This window comes from Virgibacillus kimchii (assembly GCF_055379185.1).
Map to the genome: position 1 here is coordinate 2,050,303 of NZ_AP043951.1, position 19,385 is coordinate 2,069,687.

At 43.2% G+C, this 19,385-nt stretch carries 16 protein-coding genes; 10 read left to right on the plus strand and 6 right to left on the minus strand.

Annotated elements, in window-relative coordinates; genetic code table 11:
• Nucleotides 1–473 precede the first annotated feature (473 nt).
• Complete coding sequence (locus ACZ42C_RS10105; RefSeq protein ID WP_461181972.1) at nt 474–1,406, minus strand: alpha/beta fold hydrolase; 933 nt, start codon at nt 1,404–1,406, stop codon at nt 474–476.
• Between the two features lie 204 nt (nt 1,407–1,610).
• Between ACZ42C_RS10105 and ACZ42C_RS10110 the strand changes: the two genes are divergently transcribed.
• The 6 genes from ACZ42C_RS10110 to ACZ42C_RS10135 all read left to right on the plus strand — a co-directional run bounded on the left by ACZ42C_RS10110 (nt 1,611) and on the right by ACZ42C_RS10135 (nt 10,987).
• Complete coding sequence (locus tag ACZ42C_RS10110) at nt 1,611–3,098, plus strand: TIGR02677 family protein (RefSeq protein ID WP_461181971.1); 1,488 nt, start codon at nt 1,611–1,613, stop codon at nt 3,096–3,098.
• A complete protein-coding gene (locus ACZ42C_RS10115) occupies nt 3,098–4,261 on the plus strand; it encodes a TIGR02678 family protein (protein WP_461182014.1) in 1,164 nt (387 codons plus the stop codon). Before ACZ42C_RS10110 ends, ACZ42C_RS10115 begins: the two co-directional genes overlap by 1 nt.
• Nucleotides 4,254–8,402, plus strand: a complete 4,149-nt coding sequence (locus ACZ42C_RS10120; RefSeq protein WP_461181970.1) for a TIGR02680 family protein — start codon at nt 4,254–4,256, stop codon at nt 8,400–8,402. The genes ACZ42C_RS10115 and ACZ42C_RS10120 overlap by 8 nt, the downstream gene beginning before the upstream one ends.
• On the plus strand, nt 8,399–9,685 hold the full coding sequence (locus ACZ42C_RS10125; RefSeq protein ID WP_461181969.1) for a TIGR02679 family protein: 1,287 nt from the start codon (nt 8,399–8,401) through the stop codon (nt 9,683–9,685). Before ACZ42C_RS10120 ends, ACZ42C_RS10125 begins: the two co-directional genes overlap by 4 nt.
• 300 nt (nt 9,686–9,985) lie before the next feature.
• A complete protein-coding gene (locus ACZ42C_RS10130) occupies nt 9,986–10,519 on the plus strand; it encodes a DUF6932 family protein (protein ID WP_461181968.1) in 534 nt (177 codons plus the stop codon).
• Nucleotides 10,520–10,549: 30 nt separating this feature from the next.
• Nucleotides 10,550–10,987 (plus strand): helix-turn-helix domain-containing protein, encoded by a 438-nt coding sequence (locus ACZ42C_RS10135; RefSeq protein ID WP_461181967.1) that lies wholly within the window; start codon nt 10,550–10,552, stop codon nt 10,985–10,987.
• A 252-nt stretch (nt 10,988–11,239) separates the two neighbouring features.
• Here the strand turns inward: ACZ42C_RS10135 and tnpA are convergent, their stop codons facing one another.
• Nucleotides 11,240–11,710, minus strand: coding sequence for an IS200/IS605 family transposase (gene tnpA / locus ACZ42C_RS10140; RefSeq protein WP_461183836.1), 471 nt, complete (start codon nt 11,708–11,710; stop codon nt 11,240–11,242).
• A gap of 391 nt (nt 11,711–12,101) precedes the next feature.
• Between tnpA and ACZ42C_RS10145 the strand changes: the two genes are divergently transcribed.
• From ACZ42C_RS10145 to ACZ42C_RS10155, 3 genes are all read left to right on the plus strand, one after another.
• Nucleotides 12,102–12,359, plus strand: coding sequence for an SDR family NAD(P)-dependent oxidoreductase (locus ACZ42C_RS10145; RefSeq protein ID WP_461183810.1), 258 nt, complete (start codon nt 12,102–12,104; stop codon nt 12,357–12,359).
• 93 nt (nt 12,360–12,452) lie between these two features.
• Nucleotides 12,453–12,812: an SDR family NAD(P)-dependent oxidoreductase gene (locus ACZ42C_RS10150; RefSeq protein ID WP_461183812.1), complete on the plus strand. Its 360-nt coding sequence runs from the start codon at nt 12,453–12,455 to the stop codon at nt 12,810–12,812.
• A 239-nt stretch (nt 12,813–13,051) separates the two neighbouring features.
• Nucleotides 13,052–13,792: an SDR family NAD(P)-dependent oxidoreductase gene (locus tag ACZ42C_RS10155; RefSeq protein WP_461183811.1), complete on the plus strand. Its 741-nt coding sequence runs from the start codon at nt 13,052–13,054 to the stop codon at nt 13,790–13,792.
• Between the two features lie 72 nt (nt 13,793–13,864).
• Here ACZ42C_RS10155 and ACZ42C_RS10160 read toward each other — a convergent pair whose 3' ends face one another.
• The 4 genes from ACZ42C_RS10160 to ACZ42C_RS10175 form a co-directional block, all read right to left on the minus strand.
• Nucleotides 13,865–14,851 (minus strand): diaminopimelate dehydrogenase, encoded by a 987-nt coding sequence (locus ACZ42C_RS10160; RefSeq protein ID WP_464891357.1) that lies wholly within the window; start codon nt 14,849–14,851, stop codon nt 13,865–13,867.
• 191 nt (nt 14,852–15,042) lie between these two features.
• Nucleotides 15,043–16,503, minus strand: coding sequence for a hypothetical protein (locus ACZ42C_RS10165; protein WP_461183804.1), 1,461 nt, complete (start codon nt 16,501–16,503; stop codon nt 15,043–15,045).
• Nucleotides 16,504–16,518: 15 nt separating this feature from the next.
• On the minus strand, nt 16,519–16,641 hold the full coding sequence (locus ACZ42C_RS10170; protein ID WP_461183803.1) for a hypothetical protein: 123 nt from the start codon (nt 16,639–16,641) through the stop codon (nt 16,519–16,521).
• 169 nt (nt 16,642–16,810) lie between these two features.
• Nucleotides 16,811–17,257 (minus strand): TRAP transporter large permease subunit, encoded by a 447-nt coding sequence (locus tag ACZ42C_RS10175; protein ID WP_461183802.1) that lies wholly within the window; start codon nt 17,255–17,257, stop codon nt 16,811–16,813.
• A gap of 120 nt (nt 17,258–17,377) precedes the next feature.
• On the opposite strand from ACZ42C_RS10175, the gene ACZ42C_RS10180 reads away from it, so the two are divergent.
• Nucleotides 17,378–18,790 carry an IS110 family RNA-guided transposase gene (locus ACZ42C_RS10180; protein WP_464891251.1) on the plus strand — a complete coding sequence of 471 codons (1,413 nt, stop codon included), beginning with the start codon at nt 17,378–17,380 and terminating at the stop codon, nt 18,788–18,790.
• Nucleotides 18,791–19,385: the final 595 nt, after the last annotated feature.

The following is a 19,385-nucleotide window of genomic DNA, read 5'->3' on the forward strand; positions in this document are numbered from 1 at the left end:
TTTGTTTTATACTAAAACCCAAAACAATTCTCGCACACCTCCCTCTTTCGTTTAATATGTAAGCGCTTACCCATTAAAGCAACACCTACCTGCCAATAGTATTTTGACCTTGGAAGGTTCTAGTTTTTTAGGCATTCTATTGAATTGACAATAACAAAAAAAACAAAAAAACACTATATAAATTCTTAATTTTTCAAAAGATGATGAAAAATTACTAAATTTATATAGTAGCTTTATAGGTATTTATCTTTAGTATCTTACATTTATTAGTAAAAAAGCCGCCCTCAACCATTTATCTATAATTATTTGCCATCATTACAAGGCCCCTCATAGATTTCTATCGGCGGTATTACCAAGGAATCAAATGCTGTTTGGTTATAAAGCAATATTCTTTAAGCGAAACAGAACAAACCACCGTTCCAAGCTGCTTTTACCGCCCCAGAATCGATGTTATTCGTTTATCCCGACACCGGCTAACCCTCCAAAGCACCATTTAAAAACGCAATCATCCCGTCCACCACTTCATCTCTAATATCGCGATAATTATGGATCTCATGCCTATATCCGGTATACACTTTTGTTTCCACCTGGTTTCCCGTTTCAGCAAGCCAATTAGATACAGCATAAACACCTTCTCCATACTGTCCTACCGGATCTTGGTCCCCGGCAATATTGTAAACAGGAATAGACGCAGGAACCTTTTCCGCCCAGGCTGTACCGACAATTTCTTCCATCATCGTCGCAAAGTAGTATAATGATCGTATATTAGGCACTGAAGTAAAGTTATTGAATGGATCATTCGCATGATCTGCTACGATGTCAGGATCTCCGCTAATCCAGTCATTTCCTGTGTTTGGATGTTCAATACGTTCGGTCATCCAGCCCAAAAATTTTTCCAAGTAACTTGGCTCCACTTCTTTCCCCTTACCTTCATCAATCAGCTTTTTCAGTTCTGTTACAAGTTCTGCAGCTCCAGAAAAAATGCCGGAAGTACCACACAAAATTAAACCGTTCATACCCTCACCATATTTTGCAGCATATCCCCGGGCAATCATCGATCCCATGCTGTGACCAAACATAAAATACGGTAAATCGGGGTACTGCTTCTGAACCATTTGCCGAAGTGTATGTTCATCCTCAGCCATAGTCATATAACCTTTATCACCCCAATCATCCCAGTTGCCTGAATCATATGCTGTTTTTCCGTGCCCTACATGATCATCTGCCGCGACGATAAACCCTGCCTCGTTCAGCTTTAAGATCATATGTAAGTATCTGCGGGAATGCTCGCCAAAGCCATGAACAAGCTGAACAATACCCTTGGGCTTGCGGATTGGTGTGTAAATCCATCCCTTTACATGATCTTTTTCATTGAAAGATTGAAAACTTATTTCTTGCAATGCCATAATAAATGCCTCCTTAGATTAATATTGGACACCAGTTTAAACAGGGCCTGTCCCCCCCCTATACAACCTACATTTACATACTTAATAGTATATCACAAAAACCCGCGCCGTCGGAGTTCGACAAAATCCGAGCTTTTTCGGGGAGTGACAGGCACCACCCATATGTTAAAATAGACTTACATGATAAAAAGAGCAGGTGATGGCATGTTTAAGAGTGTGAAAGAGGCGACGTATTTGACGGCTGAGAAGGCCTGGAGTTACCGGGCGATTTTGCGTTATTTCTTTATTCAGCATGAAAGAATGCGGGAGTTTCTCTTTCCGGAAGAAATATATGAACATTTAACTCAATTTGATGAATTCAAAGATTACCCGATCGAAGCACTTCACATAGATTTAGATACCCTCGTCAAATGGGGAAACCTCATTGCGAGGCAGGAAATGGGCAAATCGAAAACGGTGGAAGAATTTAAGAAAAAACGCTTCCGCTATCAATCCACCCCGTACACGGTGGAGTTTGAAAGAATGCTCATCCAGCTGGAAGGCATGGGCGAAGTCTTCGGCGGTTCTTTGGAAAAATCCCAGTTCGAGCGGCTTTACCAATCCCTGTCAAAAATAGAAAAAATCACCCGTAACGAGACAGCCGAAAACGAGGAAGAATGTGCCCAGGTATGGGACGATGTCATTTCCTACTTCCGGCAGATTACCCGGAATACTTCTGACTATATCGCCTATATCAACAGCGAAGAAGTGGAAGAGCAAATGCAGACAGAAGCATTCCTTGTCTATAAAGACCAATTCACTACTTATTTAAGAGACTTCATCATTGCCCTGCAAGGAACGGCACTGCAGATACAGGACGTGTTATTGGCCATTACGAAAGACGAGTTACGTTCCTTTTTTAACAAAGTAATCCAACATAAAGAGCAGATATTCCGGTTTGACAATGAAAAGGAAAAAGATACAGACCCCTATACCGAATACGAAGAAAAGTGGCGGAGCATCAAGGATTGGTTTCTCGGAAATGAACACGGAGAAAGCGAATATGAAATGCTGCAGCAACGCACCACCGAATCCATCCGCCGGATCACGAGAGTCGTCCAGCGGCTCGGTGAGCGGCACCAGCATTTCCGCAGCAGAAAAAAAGACTACCTGCACCTGGCAAAATGGTTTGACGCACTGGAAAATATTGAAGAAGCCCACGAGCTCTCCTCGGTAGCCTTTGGCGTTTTCCATACCAGGCATTTTCACATTGATCATACACCAACCGAAAATATTTATGCCGACGTATGGGATGAACAGCCGATGCAGCATGAGACAAAACCGATTACGCGTAACTACCGGGAAAAAACAAGACCCGGCGCGATCACGAGCAATCAGCAAAAGAAAGAGGAAATGAAGAAGCGCTATCTGGAAGAAAAACAGCAGGAACGAAAACTGATCGAACAATACATTCATGGAAATGAAATACGTGTGGAGGAACTGCCGAAAGTGGAACCGCACGTAAGAAAACTGCTGCTTTCCTGGCTTGGCAAAGCCATGGTGCGAAAAGACCGGACGATTAAAACAGAACTTGGCAGAAAAGTACGTGTCGTACTCCACGGGGAGCGCATCACCCTTACATCCGAAGACGGCATGCTGGAGATGCCAAACGTGACATTTCAATTTATCGAAGAGGAGGTGCCCACTGCATGATCCAAACAGGTTTTGATGAACAGACACAGGAAGCTTTAGGCATATTATTTGAGCAATTTTGGGTGCTGCGCGCCGAAGAACCCGCCACCTATCAATTGATTCGTGAACGGGAAAAAGCATTGAAGCGTTACGTCTCCGAGAAATTTGGCTTTGACCTAATCGTCCACCAGCATTTTATTAAATTGGAAAAAATTCCGGTCGATCCAAAATCCTGGATGGGGATGCAGGATTTTACCACTTCAAAGGATTATGCGATATTTTGCTGTGGACTGGCATTTACGGAACGGAGGTCGGTGGAGGAACAATTTTTATTATCGGACATCACCGAAGACATTCAGGATCTCTATCCCGGAGAATTTCCCCTCGACTGGACCAATTACCAGCACCGGAAATCACTCGTTCGCGCGCTGAAGAAAATGACGGATTTACGCATTATCAAAGTCGTGGACGGGGATATTGATGTGTTTGCCGGAAACGAGGAACATGAGGTGCTGTATGAAGTAACCGTGCATGCCCGCTATTTTATGCGTTCCTATCCGGACGATTTATTCCGTTACCAAACAACAGAGGAAATTCTCGACAGTGAATGGCAGCGGCATCACGAAGATGCCAGACGGAAACGGGTGTATCGTAAATTATTATTTTCCCCGGCGGTTTACCGGGAAAGCAATGATGATCCGGATTTTGCCTATATCCGTAATTTCCGCAACCGACTGCGGGAGGACCTGGAAGAGCACACTCCATTTCAATTGGAAGTGTATAAAAATGCGGCCATGCTCGTCATGCCGGAGCGAAAACAGCGGTTCACCCTGTTTCCCGATCAAAAAGCAATCATGAATGTGGCCCTGCATTTCCAGACATACATCCGCGAACATCCCGATCTCTACACGATCAACGCCTTAGGGGAAATCAGGCTGACCATGGCGGAATTCAGCCAATTAGCAGGAACGGTGAAACAATTATATGGCCGGGGCTGGAGCAAAAAATACCGGGACATGTCCTATGCGATGATTGCCGAGGAACTGCTGCAGCTGTACAAGGAATGGGAAATGGCGGCGGTTGAACCGGATACGGAAATGATCATACTGAAACCGGCCATTGCCAGAATGACCGGCCATTATCCGAAAGATTACGAAGTCGAGGTGACTGCAGAAAATGAATAAATGGAAGATGAACCGGGCCGGATTATTGAATTTCTGGTATTACGATGAAGAGATTTTTACTTTTTCCAATGGCAAACTGCTTCTCCGTGGCAGTAATGGTTCCGGAAAATCAGTGACGATGCAAAGTTTCCTGCCGGTGTTACTGGACGGGAAAACATCCCCGGACAGGCTGGATCCATTTGGGTCGAAAGCGAGAAAAATGGAAGACTATCTTCTGGGCGAAAAGGATATCGTCGACCGTGATGAACGGACCGGTTACTTATTTATTGAATTTAAACGGGAACAGACTGATCAATATATGACGATCGGGATTGGTCTTCAGGCAAAACGCCATAAACAAATGAAATTCTGGGGCTTCGTCATTACCGACAACCGCAGAATCGGCATTGACTTTCATTTGTACAAAACCGAACGGCATGCCGGAGAGACACATAAACTCCCCCTTTCCCGGGTGGAACTGGAAAACACGCTCTCAGACGGCGGCCATGTCGTGCAGACAAAATCAGCGTATATGAAGTTGGTAAACAAGTACCTGTTTCAATTTGAAACTGTGGAAGCCTATGAGGATCTCATCAAGCTGCTCATTCAGCTCAGGAGTCCGAAGCTGTCCAAGGATTTTAAGCCCACCGTCATTTATGAAATTTTGGAAGCTGCCCTGCCCCCGTTATCGGACGATGACCTGCGCCATTTGTCTGACACGATCGAGCAGATGGACCAGACAAAACAGCAGATTGAACAACTGGACCGGGAACACACAGCGATTACGAGCCTGAATCAGGTGTATCAAACGTATAACGAGCGAATTGCGGCGGAACAGGCGAATGAGTTTTTACAGGCCAGAAACCGTCTCGCCGAAGTGCAAAAGGTGTATCAGGAAAAAAACGCCTACAGTGAAACGCTCGAACGGGAAATTAACTCGCTTTCCGACGACATCGCAGCATTACATGTAAAAAAGGAAACCGTGGAAAAACAGGAAGAACGGCTGAAATCGCATAAAATCTGGAACCTGGAAAAAGAACGTACCGAGGAAACGGAGAAGTTGCAGCAGGAGTCGAAACAATTAGCAAGAAAAAACGATCAGTTCCGGCAGAAAAGCAGGAAAGAGCATCAATTACAATCGACCCTGCAGCAGATTGAAGAGGACATCTCTGAACTGAAGAAGGAAATGGCAGATCAACTGATTGATTTGATGAATGACGCAGAATCGGCTTCCTTCACTGCATCCCATGAATTAAGTGAACAGGATTTCAGGCGTCATCAGCAGGAGAGTTTTGATTTTCGTTTATGGAAAAAGGAAGCCGGCAGCCATTTAATGAATCTGGAAGAAGTGACAGAAAAACTGCGGGACTTTGAAACCCTGAAAGAAAAGTACCAGGAAAAAAATAAACAGCAGGCAGAAGAAAACAAAAAGTTGGATGATGTGCTGAACCAGGAACAGGAATGGACACGTTTGCTGGAAGAAGACAAAGCACAAAAATTGGATGAAATTCACACTTGGGTAAGAGATACAGTGTGGCTTGATATGCCGGAAGAGGTGCTGCAGGCAACGTCCCGTTCGCTTCATTCCCTATACGAACCGGCCTCCTATGATACGGTGAAAGAACCATACCGGAAAGCTGTTTTTGACTATGAGCAGGAACAGCGGGAAAAGCTTTCCCAATTAACGTTTAATCAAGATCAATTGGAAGAAGAACTGGCAGAAAAGCATGCGGAACTTCAGGAATGGAAACAAAAAAAAGATCCCGAGCCGGATGCCGATCCATTAACAAAGGAAGCGAGAAAAACGTTAGCTGACAAAGGCATTTCCTATACACCATTATATGCCGCAGTGGAATTCCGGGACCATGTGGATGAAGCATGGCGAAAAAGAATTGAAGCAGCTTTAATCGACAGCGGCATGCTGAATGCTTTGATCGTGGAAGAGGATATCGCCGTGGAGCATGACAGGGTGCTTACTCCCGCCCCGCACATGATGGCCCACACGCTGGCAGATTACTTGAAACCGGACGTGGACCAGGACAGCAAACTCCCTGCCGATGTCGTGGATGAGGTGTTACGGAGTATCTTAATTGAAGAGGATGGCAGCGGAGATGCGCCATTTTTGATCAACGAACGAGGGGATTACCAACTGGGCCTGTTAAAAGGACATGCCCTGCCAGTGGATAACGTCAAATACATCGGACGGAATGCCAGAAAAAGATACCGCGAAGAACAAATTTCACGCATTGAGCAGGAAGTTGCCACATTGCAGGCAGAAAAACAAGTCCTGCATGACAAAATAGAAGAGAAAAAAGCAGCTATTCATCAGGCGGAGATGCGGCTTAATGCTTTTCCATCCGATGCAGATTTGCAGGAAAGTTTCCGGCAGATTACCAATGTGCGCCTGAAAATAAAGCATCATCAGGAACAGATCGAAATCCTGTCAGGCCAAATTAAAGAAATTTATCAGGAATATACCAAAGTAAAACGAACCATAGACGATAAAACCGGATCGTACAATCTGGAAGTAACCCTTCCTGCCTTTCAGGATGCCATCCGTGTAATGAAACGGTATGAAAAAGACCTGTCGGAACTGGAGAAAAAACATATTCAATCTGTTTATCATCAGAGCCGAAAAGTAGACACACAAACACAGCTCGATGACCTGGAAGCAGAATTGCTGGAGCTTCAGGGCGACATCAACATGTCGGAAACCAATGTGAAAAAATTTGAAGAGAACCTGAAGCAAATCGAACAGCAGCTGGAAAAACAGGGACTGACCGACATCAGACAACAAATTGCCGAGGTACAGCGGGAGTTGAAAGAAATAAACGCAAAATTGGATGAGAAAAAGGAAATCAAACCAGGAAAAGAAACGGAAAAAACGCATATTGACGGGCAAATTGAAGAACAGAGGCAGCTGGTCGATTTTTGGATAAAAATGAAAGAGGCCTGGAAGCAGTCCTTTGCCGGAGAATTACAGCGGGAATTTATTTTGTATGATAAAGAAAAGGAATTGCACGAGGCTGCATACGAAATCATCAAGGAATTTGGGCATCTTTTAAAGCAGAAAGACCGCAGCAAGCTTTCCGAACAACTGACAAAGGAATATTACAACCAGGAAAGCGATTTGCGCGAGTACCGCCTGAACAGTTTCAGCGCGCCTTTTCAGCTTCCTGCTTGGATGCATGAAGTGAGCGGTGATGAAGAGAAGCTCCATGTGGAAAACTGGGAGCAAAAAATGTCGCGGCAAATCATCGAGTTAAATTACCTGGGAAAACAGATGAGTCCTTACCTGTTCCAGCAGCAAATTGAACTGGAACGCGCCCGGCAGGAAAGCTATTTGAATGAACAGGACCGGGCCCTGTATGAAGAGATTCTTTTTAATACCGTTGGACAGAAACTGCGGGCAAGAATCCGCCGGGCCGAACAATGGGTGGAGAAAATGAAAAAACTGATGGAAACAAGGGATACTTCCTCCGGTCTGTCCTTCTCCATCAGATGGAAGCCGCGGACCGCTGATGACGATACCGAAATGGATACGGTCGATCTTGTCCATCTGTTAAGACAGGACTCCAAACTGTTAAAAGAAGAGGACAGGGAAAAGATTATCACCCATTTCCGTTCCAAAATAGAAAAAGCCAAGGAAATGATCGAAGAAGAAAATGAACTGCAGACATTTCTGCAAGTGTTAAAAGAAGTACTGGACTATCGGAAATGGTTTTCCTTCGTCCTTTATTTCCAAAGAGAAGGGGAAAAACGGCGTGAGCTGACAAACAACCAATTTTATAAATTCAGCGGCGGTGAAAAAGCGATGTCCATGTACATTCCTTTATTCACAGCCTGCTATTCCCGTTATTCGGAAGCCGGACCGGAAGCACCCTACATTATTTCCCTGGATGAAGCTTTTGCCGGGGTCGATGAAAATAACATCCGGGAAATGTTTGAAATTGTGGAAGAACTGGGCTTTGATTACATCATGAATTCCCAGGTCCTCTGGGGAGATTATGACACGATCCGGAAATTGTCAATCTATGAATTGGTCCGTCCGAAAAATGCGGACTTTGTCAGTGTCATCCGTTACCACTGGGACGGAAGCAAAATCAATTTTGAAACACCGCTGGAAGCAGAGGAAGAAATCGACTTGAAGGTGAGACAATGATCAAAGAAGCATTAGCATATTTTCGCGACGGAGAAGGTTTCCGTCGCTTATTCCCTCTTTTCAGGAAAAAATATGAGTCACTCGGGAGAATTGGCGGCACGGTTAAAGTGGCGGATTTTACCGAGGAAGAACTGGCTGATCTCGGCCGTTTTTTCGGCAGGACTACTGGGGAATTAAGGAAAAAGGGTAAAATTTCCCTGGAGCAGTTTGAGCGGCAGCTGCAATTCACCCGGTTTGAAGGGATTGGCTTGAAAGAGCTATTGGAAACATACTTTGGAGAGACACTGATTTCCAAAAAGGAAATGAAATCCCGGAAAGACAGCGAGCAAAAGGTGTTTTTTGATGAATTGGAAGCGGGGTTTCCCGAATTGCGTCCGTGGTTGGACTATGTGAGAGATAAATCACCAGATACCTACTGGATTTACCGGCTGATGGAGGCGTCGAAACCCAGGTTTACAGCGTGGATGGAAACATTGGCCAAAGCAGTAAGAGATCTACCTGACCAATATGAGCGCCTGCCGATGTTCAGCCAGCGCATCACGCGGGACCCGCACGCCTTTGATCAGAACAATCATTTAGGAAGGCTCTTCATTCATGTGCTGGCAGTGCTTTCCGCTGAGGATGTGCAAAGTGCGCCTGTGCTGGTGCCGGCAGACAGCGAGGGAATCAATGACTTATTGTTAAAGCACCGGATACTTCGGGATGATATTACAAATTATGTTACGTGTGTAAATCTGCTGGGGGAAACGGAAGCAGGCGTCCACCCCATGTGGGAAGCGGCTGCCACTGCGCATAGTGTGCTGAATGTGCCGCTCCGGGAATTAATGAAATTAACAAAAGCCTATCCGGCTGCTGGTGGCAGTGACGTTTGGATCGTGGAGAACTCCGGCGTATATTCGAGTATATTGGATGCATTGCCGGAAGTTTCTTTTATCTGCACACACGGACAATTTAAGTTGGCTGCACTTGTCCTCATCGACTTGCTGGCGGAAAATGGATGCACCATTCATTATGCCGGTGATCTGGATCCGGAAGGGGTTAGCATGGCCGAACGTCTCTTATTGCGCCACCCGGAACAGGTAAAACTATGGAAGATGGATGTGGCGTCCTACAGGAGATCCGTGACGGATATCGAAATATCTGAGGAAAGATTAAATAAATTATCTTCCATAAAATCAGCCGAATTAACACCTGTCGTGGATGCCCTGAAACAGACGAAAAAAGCCGGATACCAGGAAGCCCTAGTTCCCGAAATGATACGGGAACTAGAGAAACGCCCATAACTGGAGGGATTCGCTCATAAATAGTAGAAAACGCCCATAACATGGGGAATTCGCTCATAAATATTAGAAAAACGCTCATAACATGGGGGATTCGCTCATATCACTCAAAAAACGCCCATAAACCACGGGGGTCAGACTCCTCCATGGAGGGGGTCTGACCCCTCAATTCTGAATTATTTGACTTCCCCTACATACTTTTAGTACTCAAATTAAGTTGATGTACGAAATATAAAATGGTAAAATAAATATAACAAATAAGTTGTTTTAACATTTATGTTATTGTTTGGGGTGCGATAAAAGATGGAATTTAATGATTTCGGCCTATTACCACCAGGTGATTATATGTTAACTATAAGAGAATTAGAAAAATCATTGTTAGTTACCGGTCCTGAGGATGGAACAGTTTGGGATGAAGATTGGCGATCATATTTAGTTTCCCAATTAAAGATCATGGTCAAACAATTTTGGTCGGTCGGTATAAGCGAGATATTTATTAATGGTTCCTTTGTCGAAAATAAAGCACACCCCAATGATATTGATGGATACTTTGAATGCGATATTATGGACTTGCCAATAATACAAAGAGAGTTAAACATTATGGAGCCAAGTAAAATATGGACTTGGGATAGTAGAGCTCGGAAACCTTATAAAGGGTATACAAAAAAACAACTGCCAATGTGGCATAAATACCGGGTCGAGTTATATCCACATTATGGTGACGGACCAAACACGGGTATACGTGACAAATATGGAAATAATTTATTGTTTCCTTCTGCTTTTAGACAAACGAGAGATACTTTCAAACCGAAAGGCATCATAAAAATCATAAAGTAAAAGAGACATAAATAAGCGAGGGATAGATTTATGATTAAAACGGAAAGTGCGTATAAAGAAGCTGTCGAGAAGCTTATACAAGATAAAAAATTTATAGCAGCGGAAAAAAAGAAATTTAAAGAAATGGGGCTTGAAGAAGACCATATTGAACTTGCCATCCAACCTTATGTTTCTTTTCATGAGCAACTTAAAGAAGAGGTAGACTATTATGAACGTATTAAACGGGGGGAGTTTGAAACCGTATTTAATTTGCATACAATAGGAAAAACATTAATAGCATATAGAATTTATTTGGGTATGACACAGAATGAGTTAGCAGATAAATTAGGCGTTTCCCCTTCCCAAGTTTCACGTGATGAAAGAAATGAATACTACGGAGCGACAATAGAACGGATTCAAAGTGTAATGGATGCTATGAACATGACTTCTATTACAAAAGTAGGTCCATCCGACGATGTTTCCGCTTAAATGATTGGATTATTATTAAGAAAGTGCTGGCCCTTTCATGAAATTTTAAAATTAATATTTAAGGAATTCTTTAAATAAATACCGGAAATAACTTGATCCTTTACTTTCAAACTGAAATGAATCAAAACCACCAGTGTGAACTGGTGGTTTGCTCTGCGGCTGAAAGCCTATGTTACCGGCCTCGGCCTAAAAGGCCCACTGAATGGGTTTCCCTTTTGCACCACACTTACTCACTGATTCTTAAAGAATCTCTTATTTCTTTTTATTTTTCTTACCGGTGAACGGATCAAATTCTTCAAATAATGTTAATTGATCGCTCATGTAATCCTCCCTAAGCTGATTTCGTATATACTCTTGAATTTGATTTTTATTTCTTCCCACCGTATCCACAAAGAATCCTCGACACCAGAATTTTCGATTACCATATCTATACTTTAAATTCGCATGACGGTCAAAGATCATTAAACTACTTTTACCTTTTAAGTATCCCATGAATTGAGACACACTCAATTTTGGTGGTATACTAACTAACATATGAATGTGGTCTTTGCATGCATTTGCTTCGTGTATTTCAACGCCTTTTCTTTCGCAGAGTTCTCTGATTATTTCTCCTATACTTCTTTTATATTTTCCATATATGATTTGTCTTCTATATTTTGGTGCAAAAACTATATGGTACTTACATCTCCACTGCGTGTGTGCTAAACTATTCTTGTCCTTCATTGGACGTGCCTCCTTCTATGGTGAGATTTTGGTGGTCGGGAAACCTACCTAATCTTACCATGAAGCGAGGCTTTTTTTGACCCCACGCTAGAAGCTCTCTGGAACCCCCGGCATAGCCGGGGGTTTTCAAAGATCATAAATAGAGTAAGACACGCATTTCATCTATGTCTTACTCCTCGTCCAGTATCAGAATCTATGGCCTTTTTTTGGAAAGCAAGGAGCTTTACTCCAATTCTTAATAAACATGCCTTTACTGATGTAAGTATGACTAATGTCTGATTGTACTAACACTGAATTCATATGAATCTTTAGAACCAGGAAAAAAGTTTGAGGTCAATAGATTAATAATGTTAAACTTTATGTAAGCGCTTAAATAAGGAAGGAAATCTTTATGGAAAGATTAGACGGAAAAGTAGCTATTATTACAGGTGCAGCAGGCGGACAAGGAGCTATTGAAGCGGGCCTGTTTGCAAAAGAGGGAGCAAAAGTTGTTGCAACAGATATGAATTATGAGCTTTTGACAAAGACGGTAAAATCAATTAATGATGAAATAGGTTCCGAAGTTGTCATCGGATTAGAACAAAATGTTGCTAATGAAGAAGATTGGAAAAAAGTTATATCTGAGACGATAAAACGCTACGTTAGATGACTGGAACAAAGTCATCACTGTTAACGCAACAAGTGTCTATCTTGGTATGAAGTATGCTGCTGCTGAAATGAAGAAAAATGGAAAAGGTCTATTATAAATTTTTCATCTATTGGCGGTATAATGGGAGGCCCAAGCTCTGATGGAGGAGATGGACCTTATAGTGCATCCAAAGGAGCTGTTCGTTCGTTAACAAAGCATGCAGCTCATTTACTTGCTAAAGATAATATTCGTGTAAACTCTGTACACCCTGGGGGAATTAGAACGCCGATGTCTGAAAAAGCAATCGAAGAAAACCCAAGCATTATGGAAAGAATGAGAGAATTTAGTCCACTTCCTCTTCATATGGGAGAGCCTGAAGATATCGGATACGGTGTAATATATTTGGCATCGGATGAATCAAGATTTACAACAGGGGCTGAAATGGTTATTGATGGTGGTGGAATTTCCCACTAATAAAATTTAATTGTTAAGAAACCCCGGTCATATCAAGAAGAAATTGAAAGAAGTGTTATAAGAACCAAGTGCGAACTAACGCGTGCTTGGTTTTATTTCTATTGAAAAAAAATTACTTAAGTTTAATTTACACGATAAAGGAAACAATATTCATGTTTGGTCCTATACTACATTTTTCCGGTATCCCTTTTCCAGCGCAAACAAATCAAAATATTATTTCATACTTAAGGAGTGTTTTCATGGCAGAAGTCAAAAATAAAGCAGTAATCGTGACAGGAGCAGGTTCCGGTATTGGAAAAACAGTGGCGCAGAAATTTGCCGGGAACGGAGCAAAAGTAATTTGTGCCGACATTAAAGGTGCGGAAGAAAGTGCACAGGCTATCCAGGACACTGGCGGTACAGCAATGGGTGTGCATTTGGATGTAACCCAATTGGATAGCTGGAAAGAAGCAAAGGAAAAAGCGATAAGCGAATTTGGTAAGATCGATGCGTTGTGCAATATTGCAGGAATTTCCGAAGCGGTTGACATTGTTGATCTGGAAGAAGAAGACTTTGACAAGATGATCAATATTAACTTAAAAGGCACTTTCTTCGGCATGAAGGTTGTCCTACCGGAATTTGTGAAGAATGAATCAGGAAAAATTGTAAACATCGCTTCACTGGCAGCACATGTAGGTTTAACCGGACTGCCGAGTTACTCAGCATCAAAGGGCGGGGTTATCTCCATGTCGCGCCAGGTCGCAGTAGAGTACGCCCCGAAAAATATACAAATTAATGTCGTGTCGCCCGGCATTATCGAAACACCTATACTGGCAAACAACCCGCCAGAAGTAACAAAACAATTCACTGATGCAACCCCGGCAGGAAGGCTCGGAAAACCGGAAGAAATAGCCAGCATGGTTCTCTACCTCTCCTCAGATGAAGCCGACTTTGTCACCGGACAAGTAATTAAAGTAGATGGCGGCTGGGGATCACAGTAACTTTTAAACGGGGTCAGACCCCTCAATTCAAAACATTCAGAATTGTGGGGTCTGACCCCCTATAAACCTCTACTATAGCAATTCCTTCCTCAACTGCTCTGGAGATTTCGATGACAACAGCCCGATTGGCACATCGAATACAGTCCTGGCACCCGTCTCCCCGGACTGGGTCAGCCGGTGCGCAGCTCTCGCATATGCCACAAGCACACTTGCCGTGAATTCCGGATTACTGTCCAGATTCAGAGAATACTCTATAAGCTGATCCGTATTCTCACCGGTCTTTCCGCTCCGGATGACAAATCCGCCATGTACTTTTTTCCAGTGGTTTTCTGCCAACTCTTTCTCCGTAATAAAATTCACCACGGTGTCGTATTCCGCAAAATAATTGGGCATCGTCTTAATCTCTTCTTCAATTTGATTTACATCCGCCCCCTCTTCCGGTACGACAAAACATTCACGCAAATGCTTTTCTCTCGTCGACAGCTCGGGTTTTTCCCCACTTCTTACCCGGTCCACCGCTTCTTCAATCGGAATGGTATACTGAACAGCATCCTTTACCCCTTCCACTCTTCTCACGGCATCCGAGTGTCCCTGACTGAGCCCTTTCCCCCAGAAAGTATACGTATCCCCTTCCGGAAGAATGGCTTCTCCCATCAAACGATTCATTGCAAACACACCTGGATCCCAGCCGACGCAAATAATACTTACATTGTCCCCGGACGTCGCAGCCTCGTCCATGACGGGGAAATACTCGGGTATCTTCGCATGCGTATCATAACTGTCAATCGTATTAAACAGTTTTGCAAATTCCGGTCCCTGTTCCGGCAAATCGGTTGCAGAACCCCCGCATAAAATCATGACATCAATTTCATCCGTATATTTCTCCGCTTCCGAAACATGCAGCACTTTCACTTCCGGGTCCAGTAATTGAACATCCGCCGGGTCCCTTCTTGTAAATACCGCTACAAGTTCCATATCATCGTTCTGTCGGATTGCCGACTCCACACCCCTGCCCAGATTACCATATCCTGTGATTCCTACTCTAATTTTGTTTTTCATCTTTTCTCCTCCTAGAAGTATATCTCTGCATATTTTGGAAGCGCAGCTGCTTCACACAAACAGCTGCCATCACCTGAATCTCACTGCTTTCCTTCACCAACCAATGCCATCATTTGGCAGTCAGGCATATTCTTATACACAAAGTATCCTGTCCATTTTTAAAATCCGCCCAATTCAAACCAAAATCCCGCTCAACGGAACAACAACATATGCACAGCATAAATCACCCCTGCATGAACCAATATAAGCACACTTGCGTACAGCAAGTTCCAGCGAATGACGGAAAATACATCTTTTTTTATTAAACCCGAAGTACCAATGACGACCGGAGAGACCGGAGAAATAGTTGCTGCCACCGACCAGGCACTCAACAGCATCATGGCCAGCACCATCACATGGATCCCCAAATCATCATAGGAAACCGTCGCAACAAAAGTACTGATCGTCACGATTTGGTGCACCCCGACAAATGAAAGCAGGGTAATGAAACTGATCGTCAAAACAATCAGCAAAAATATCGATATATTCGCCATGCCGCCCCACACTTGCTGAACAAAAGCGGAAACAGGTGTATACGTCAGTACCAGGCCGAAAAAACCTGCCGTCAACAGGAGGTTCACTTCATTCGCCCGGCTCGGCATAATCATCTTTCTGTATTTATTCGCTTCCTTAAAGAAGTTTTTCGGAAAACCCAAATAAGCAGTCCAGAGAACCGCGAATAAAAACACAGTTAGCGTAATCACCACACTGACACTCAGCTCAACAAATGGTTCCAGCACAAAAATAAACCCGGTTAACAGAAACAAAACAGCAAACAGCTCGATTAATTTTTTATAATTCATTCCCATATCGCGCTCGGCTCTCCATGCCATATCCTTCATTTCAATGAACCTGAACAGCCCATATCCAACCAATATTTGAAAAACACTCAGCAGCAGTCCGTACGGCAAATACTGGTACATCGGAATCTGAAGGGAATACACAACCAAAAACACAGAAGCGAAATAGGGGGACCACGTATGAACCGACGTAAACCCACGGGGATAAACGCTTCCCAATAACCTGGCAGGCAACTTCAGTTTTTCAAGCATCGCATGAATGATATACATGGAACCCAGATTCGTAATCGGAGCGATGAGCGAAAACAGTCCCGAGATAAATAAATAAATCCATTGCGGTTTCTTCTGAAAACGGGATGTGATTCCTGCAAGATAACTATTATAATTTCCCAGCCCGATCGGAATACCAAGCACAGGAACGACAACAATGAGACAGACGAGCGGCAGATTCCTCGTAATACCTTCCGCCCACACCTCAAGCGGCTGCTGTTGATAAAAGAATACACTGCAGCCAACCAATATCATGGCCAGCCCGAACATTTTCGGAAGTCCCTTGCTATAGAAAACACTGATGATCGCCGCCATTCCGGTTAATATGGCATAAATGGCAAAAATAAATGGATTTGGAAACAATTGACCGATGATAAAAGCAACGATTAAAATAACAATGACACTATTGGAAAAAGTATTCAAAAGTATATCTCCCAGCTGAAATACATTTGTGAAAAATGCCGTCACCTGTGCCAGGATCCAGCTCGCTTCCATTCTTTGGACAGATCCCGGCAACATGACAAAAGTCGGCCGATATTTCACAGATAATAACCTAATCTACCACAGTTTACCATGTATATCATTTTCTTTTAACACATCCATGACGACAGAAGCCAACAACGCTCCAGTGGTTTTCGGCGCCACATCGCCGGGAACACCCATATAATGTATCGCTTTCAACCATGCTCTCTGGTGTTTTGCTTCATATCATTTTTCCTCCCCCGCCGGAACGGGCACCCATCATTGGATCAGTTACGTATTGCTTCATGTTTTCCCTGCCCGCTTCCGGAAAGTCCGTCCGATTTTTTTCACGGGACAGCTTGATTTATATCTGAATATCCTCCCGGCGCTAAGAAGCAGAAGCACTGATGTTATCTTCCTTTGAGGAAAATTTTATAAATACCATCAGCATAACCAATCCGGCAAATGCGATCAAACCCACCATTAAATGCGGAAAAATTAAACAGACCGCAAATAACAGGAAGAGACTGCTTTCCCACCTTTTCAGATGGCGGATATAGAACTGTTGGGTACTATAGGACAAGGCAAATAACCCAATCAGCGCTGTAATGACACTCAGGATCGTTTCCATTGCTTCCCCGCTTAAAATAAGGGCCGGTTCAAATATGAATGTAAATGGCAAAATAAACGCCGGCAATCCTATTCTCAATGCCGTTAAACTTGTCCCCATCGAACTTGCTCCGGATATGCCTGATGCCACGATGGATGCCAATGCTACAGGAGGGGTAATGTTCGAGATGATGCCAAAATAGAAAATAAATAAATGGGCTGCCACTGTTGGGTGGTGCCTAGTATAGTAAATAGTTCATAAATGAAGAAAGACCATCATTTTCAATGTAAAATAGAAGTACCTATCACAGAACTTCCAATTACTAATCACTCAAAGGAGATGAAAATGATGGTCCATACATTATTGAACCATATTCAAGGTAAGAATGGAAGTCGATGGGCAGAATTTATTCGAAAAACAGGAGGAGAAAAGATATTAATCGTAGCGGTGGATGCAGCGAAGTATACGCATAAGGCCACAATCTGTACATTTTATGGAGATATTCTGGTAAAACCATTTGAGTTTGATGCATCCGGGACTGGATTTGAGAAGGTAAGGAATTTGGTTGAGAGTGAAAAGAAAAAACATAAAATGAAAGAGGTTGTTATTGGCATTGAAACAACGGGGCATTATTATGAGGATCTGGTGAGGCGCAGTTATAAAGAGGGTTATATGGTTCGGGTTATAAATGCAGCGACCACAGCACAAGTACGGGAGATGCTTTTAAATTCATCCAAGACAGACAACCTGGATTTAATGGCGATTGTACAAGCGATAATATACGGTCATGGCACAACGCATGAATTAAGCTCGGATACGATGAATAACCTGCAAAAGCTAACTCGTGCAAGACGTGAGTTAGTGGCAGAGCGTTCATCTGTACAAAATCAAATACGTGTCCATTTAGACCATATATTCCGCGAATTTCAAGGGAAAAGTGTATGGGAAAACGGCAAGCGAGAACAGAAAAAGCCCTTTTCCGATTTATTTGGGAAGTCGTCGGTTTACATCATGAGAAATTGCCCACATCCAAGCGATATCGTGGAACTTGGAGTGAAAGGCTTACGTGCTCTTTCGGTACGTGAAAATCTAAAACTGCGAGATGATACGATTCAATGCTTGCTTGATTTTGCCAATCAATCCATTTCACAGCCAAAGGAATGTGTCCAGGCGGATCAATTCCTGCTTAATCAGCGTCTGGATCAACTGGAATTATTAAATAAACAGATTAAAAAGCTGGAAAGAGAGATTGAGGATTTATTTGTACAGACAGAGGGGGCGGTCCTTCTTAGCGTGCCGGGTATTGGAGTCGTTACTGGAGCTGAATTATACGCGGAAATGGAGGATATTTCTGATTTCGATCATGCGGGACAATTAATAAAAATGGCAGGGACAAACCCAGTCGTGAAGCAGTCAGGGGATAGGAGACCTTCTTACTACGCTGTTTCCAAACAGGGGAGGAAGCCTTTCCGAAATGTTGTTTATCAGGCCGGCCGGTCTTTAGCCAGTAATAACCCGGAAATGAAACAGAAATATAAAGAGCTCATTGAACGCGGAAAAGTCGCTCCACAGGCTTACATTGCTTTGGGAAACCGGATGATTCGATTAGCCTTTTCCATGATTAAGCATCAGACGTTATACCGTACAAATCATAAAGATTATACTTTACTCAATCAAATAAGCAAAAAGCTGCACAGCGCTAATACAAAGCTGTTTTTCGAAAAATTTGCCGCAACGATAGACTATCAGTCTGCCTAACTGGAAATTAAGTAATTATAGACAGTGAGCCAGTTATGACAAAAGTGATCCATTCACTGGAAAATAGCACTATCTTAACCACAGCTTTAGCTGCTTGCCCTTGACCGCCGTGCCACTTCTTAGTGATCGCTGGAAGGGGGCGGGGCCCCGCCAGCGGAACTTAGAAGTGAATGTCCGTGGTACGCTGCTGATGCGGATGGAGCCCTAAAGGCTGTTTTTCTACCATCCGCCATCAAAACCACTACCACGGACACAAACAAGGTCAAGGATGGTGGGATACATGGCATGAATGATATTATTTGATGTTTTTATTCACTAAGTAGAACACGAAGCATGAACTGATTAAAGCCATTTGTTTTTATAAGCTATAGGAAGTGAAAATGGAGCTCCTCTAGGACGTTAGATTACATTGAACAACGTGCCTGAGGCTCCAGACCTCGTGTGACAGCGTTATGGATCTTGTCCTGCAAGTACGAATAATACGTGAAAATCTAAGTTTATATCACTAGGTTGTATCCTCTGCAGGATAAAAAAGCAAGATCCCTTTTACGTTCTAGAGGGGCTCTATTATAAAGTTCTGTGATGGATGAGTCTT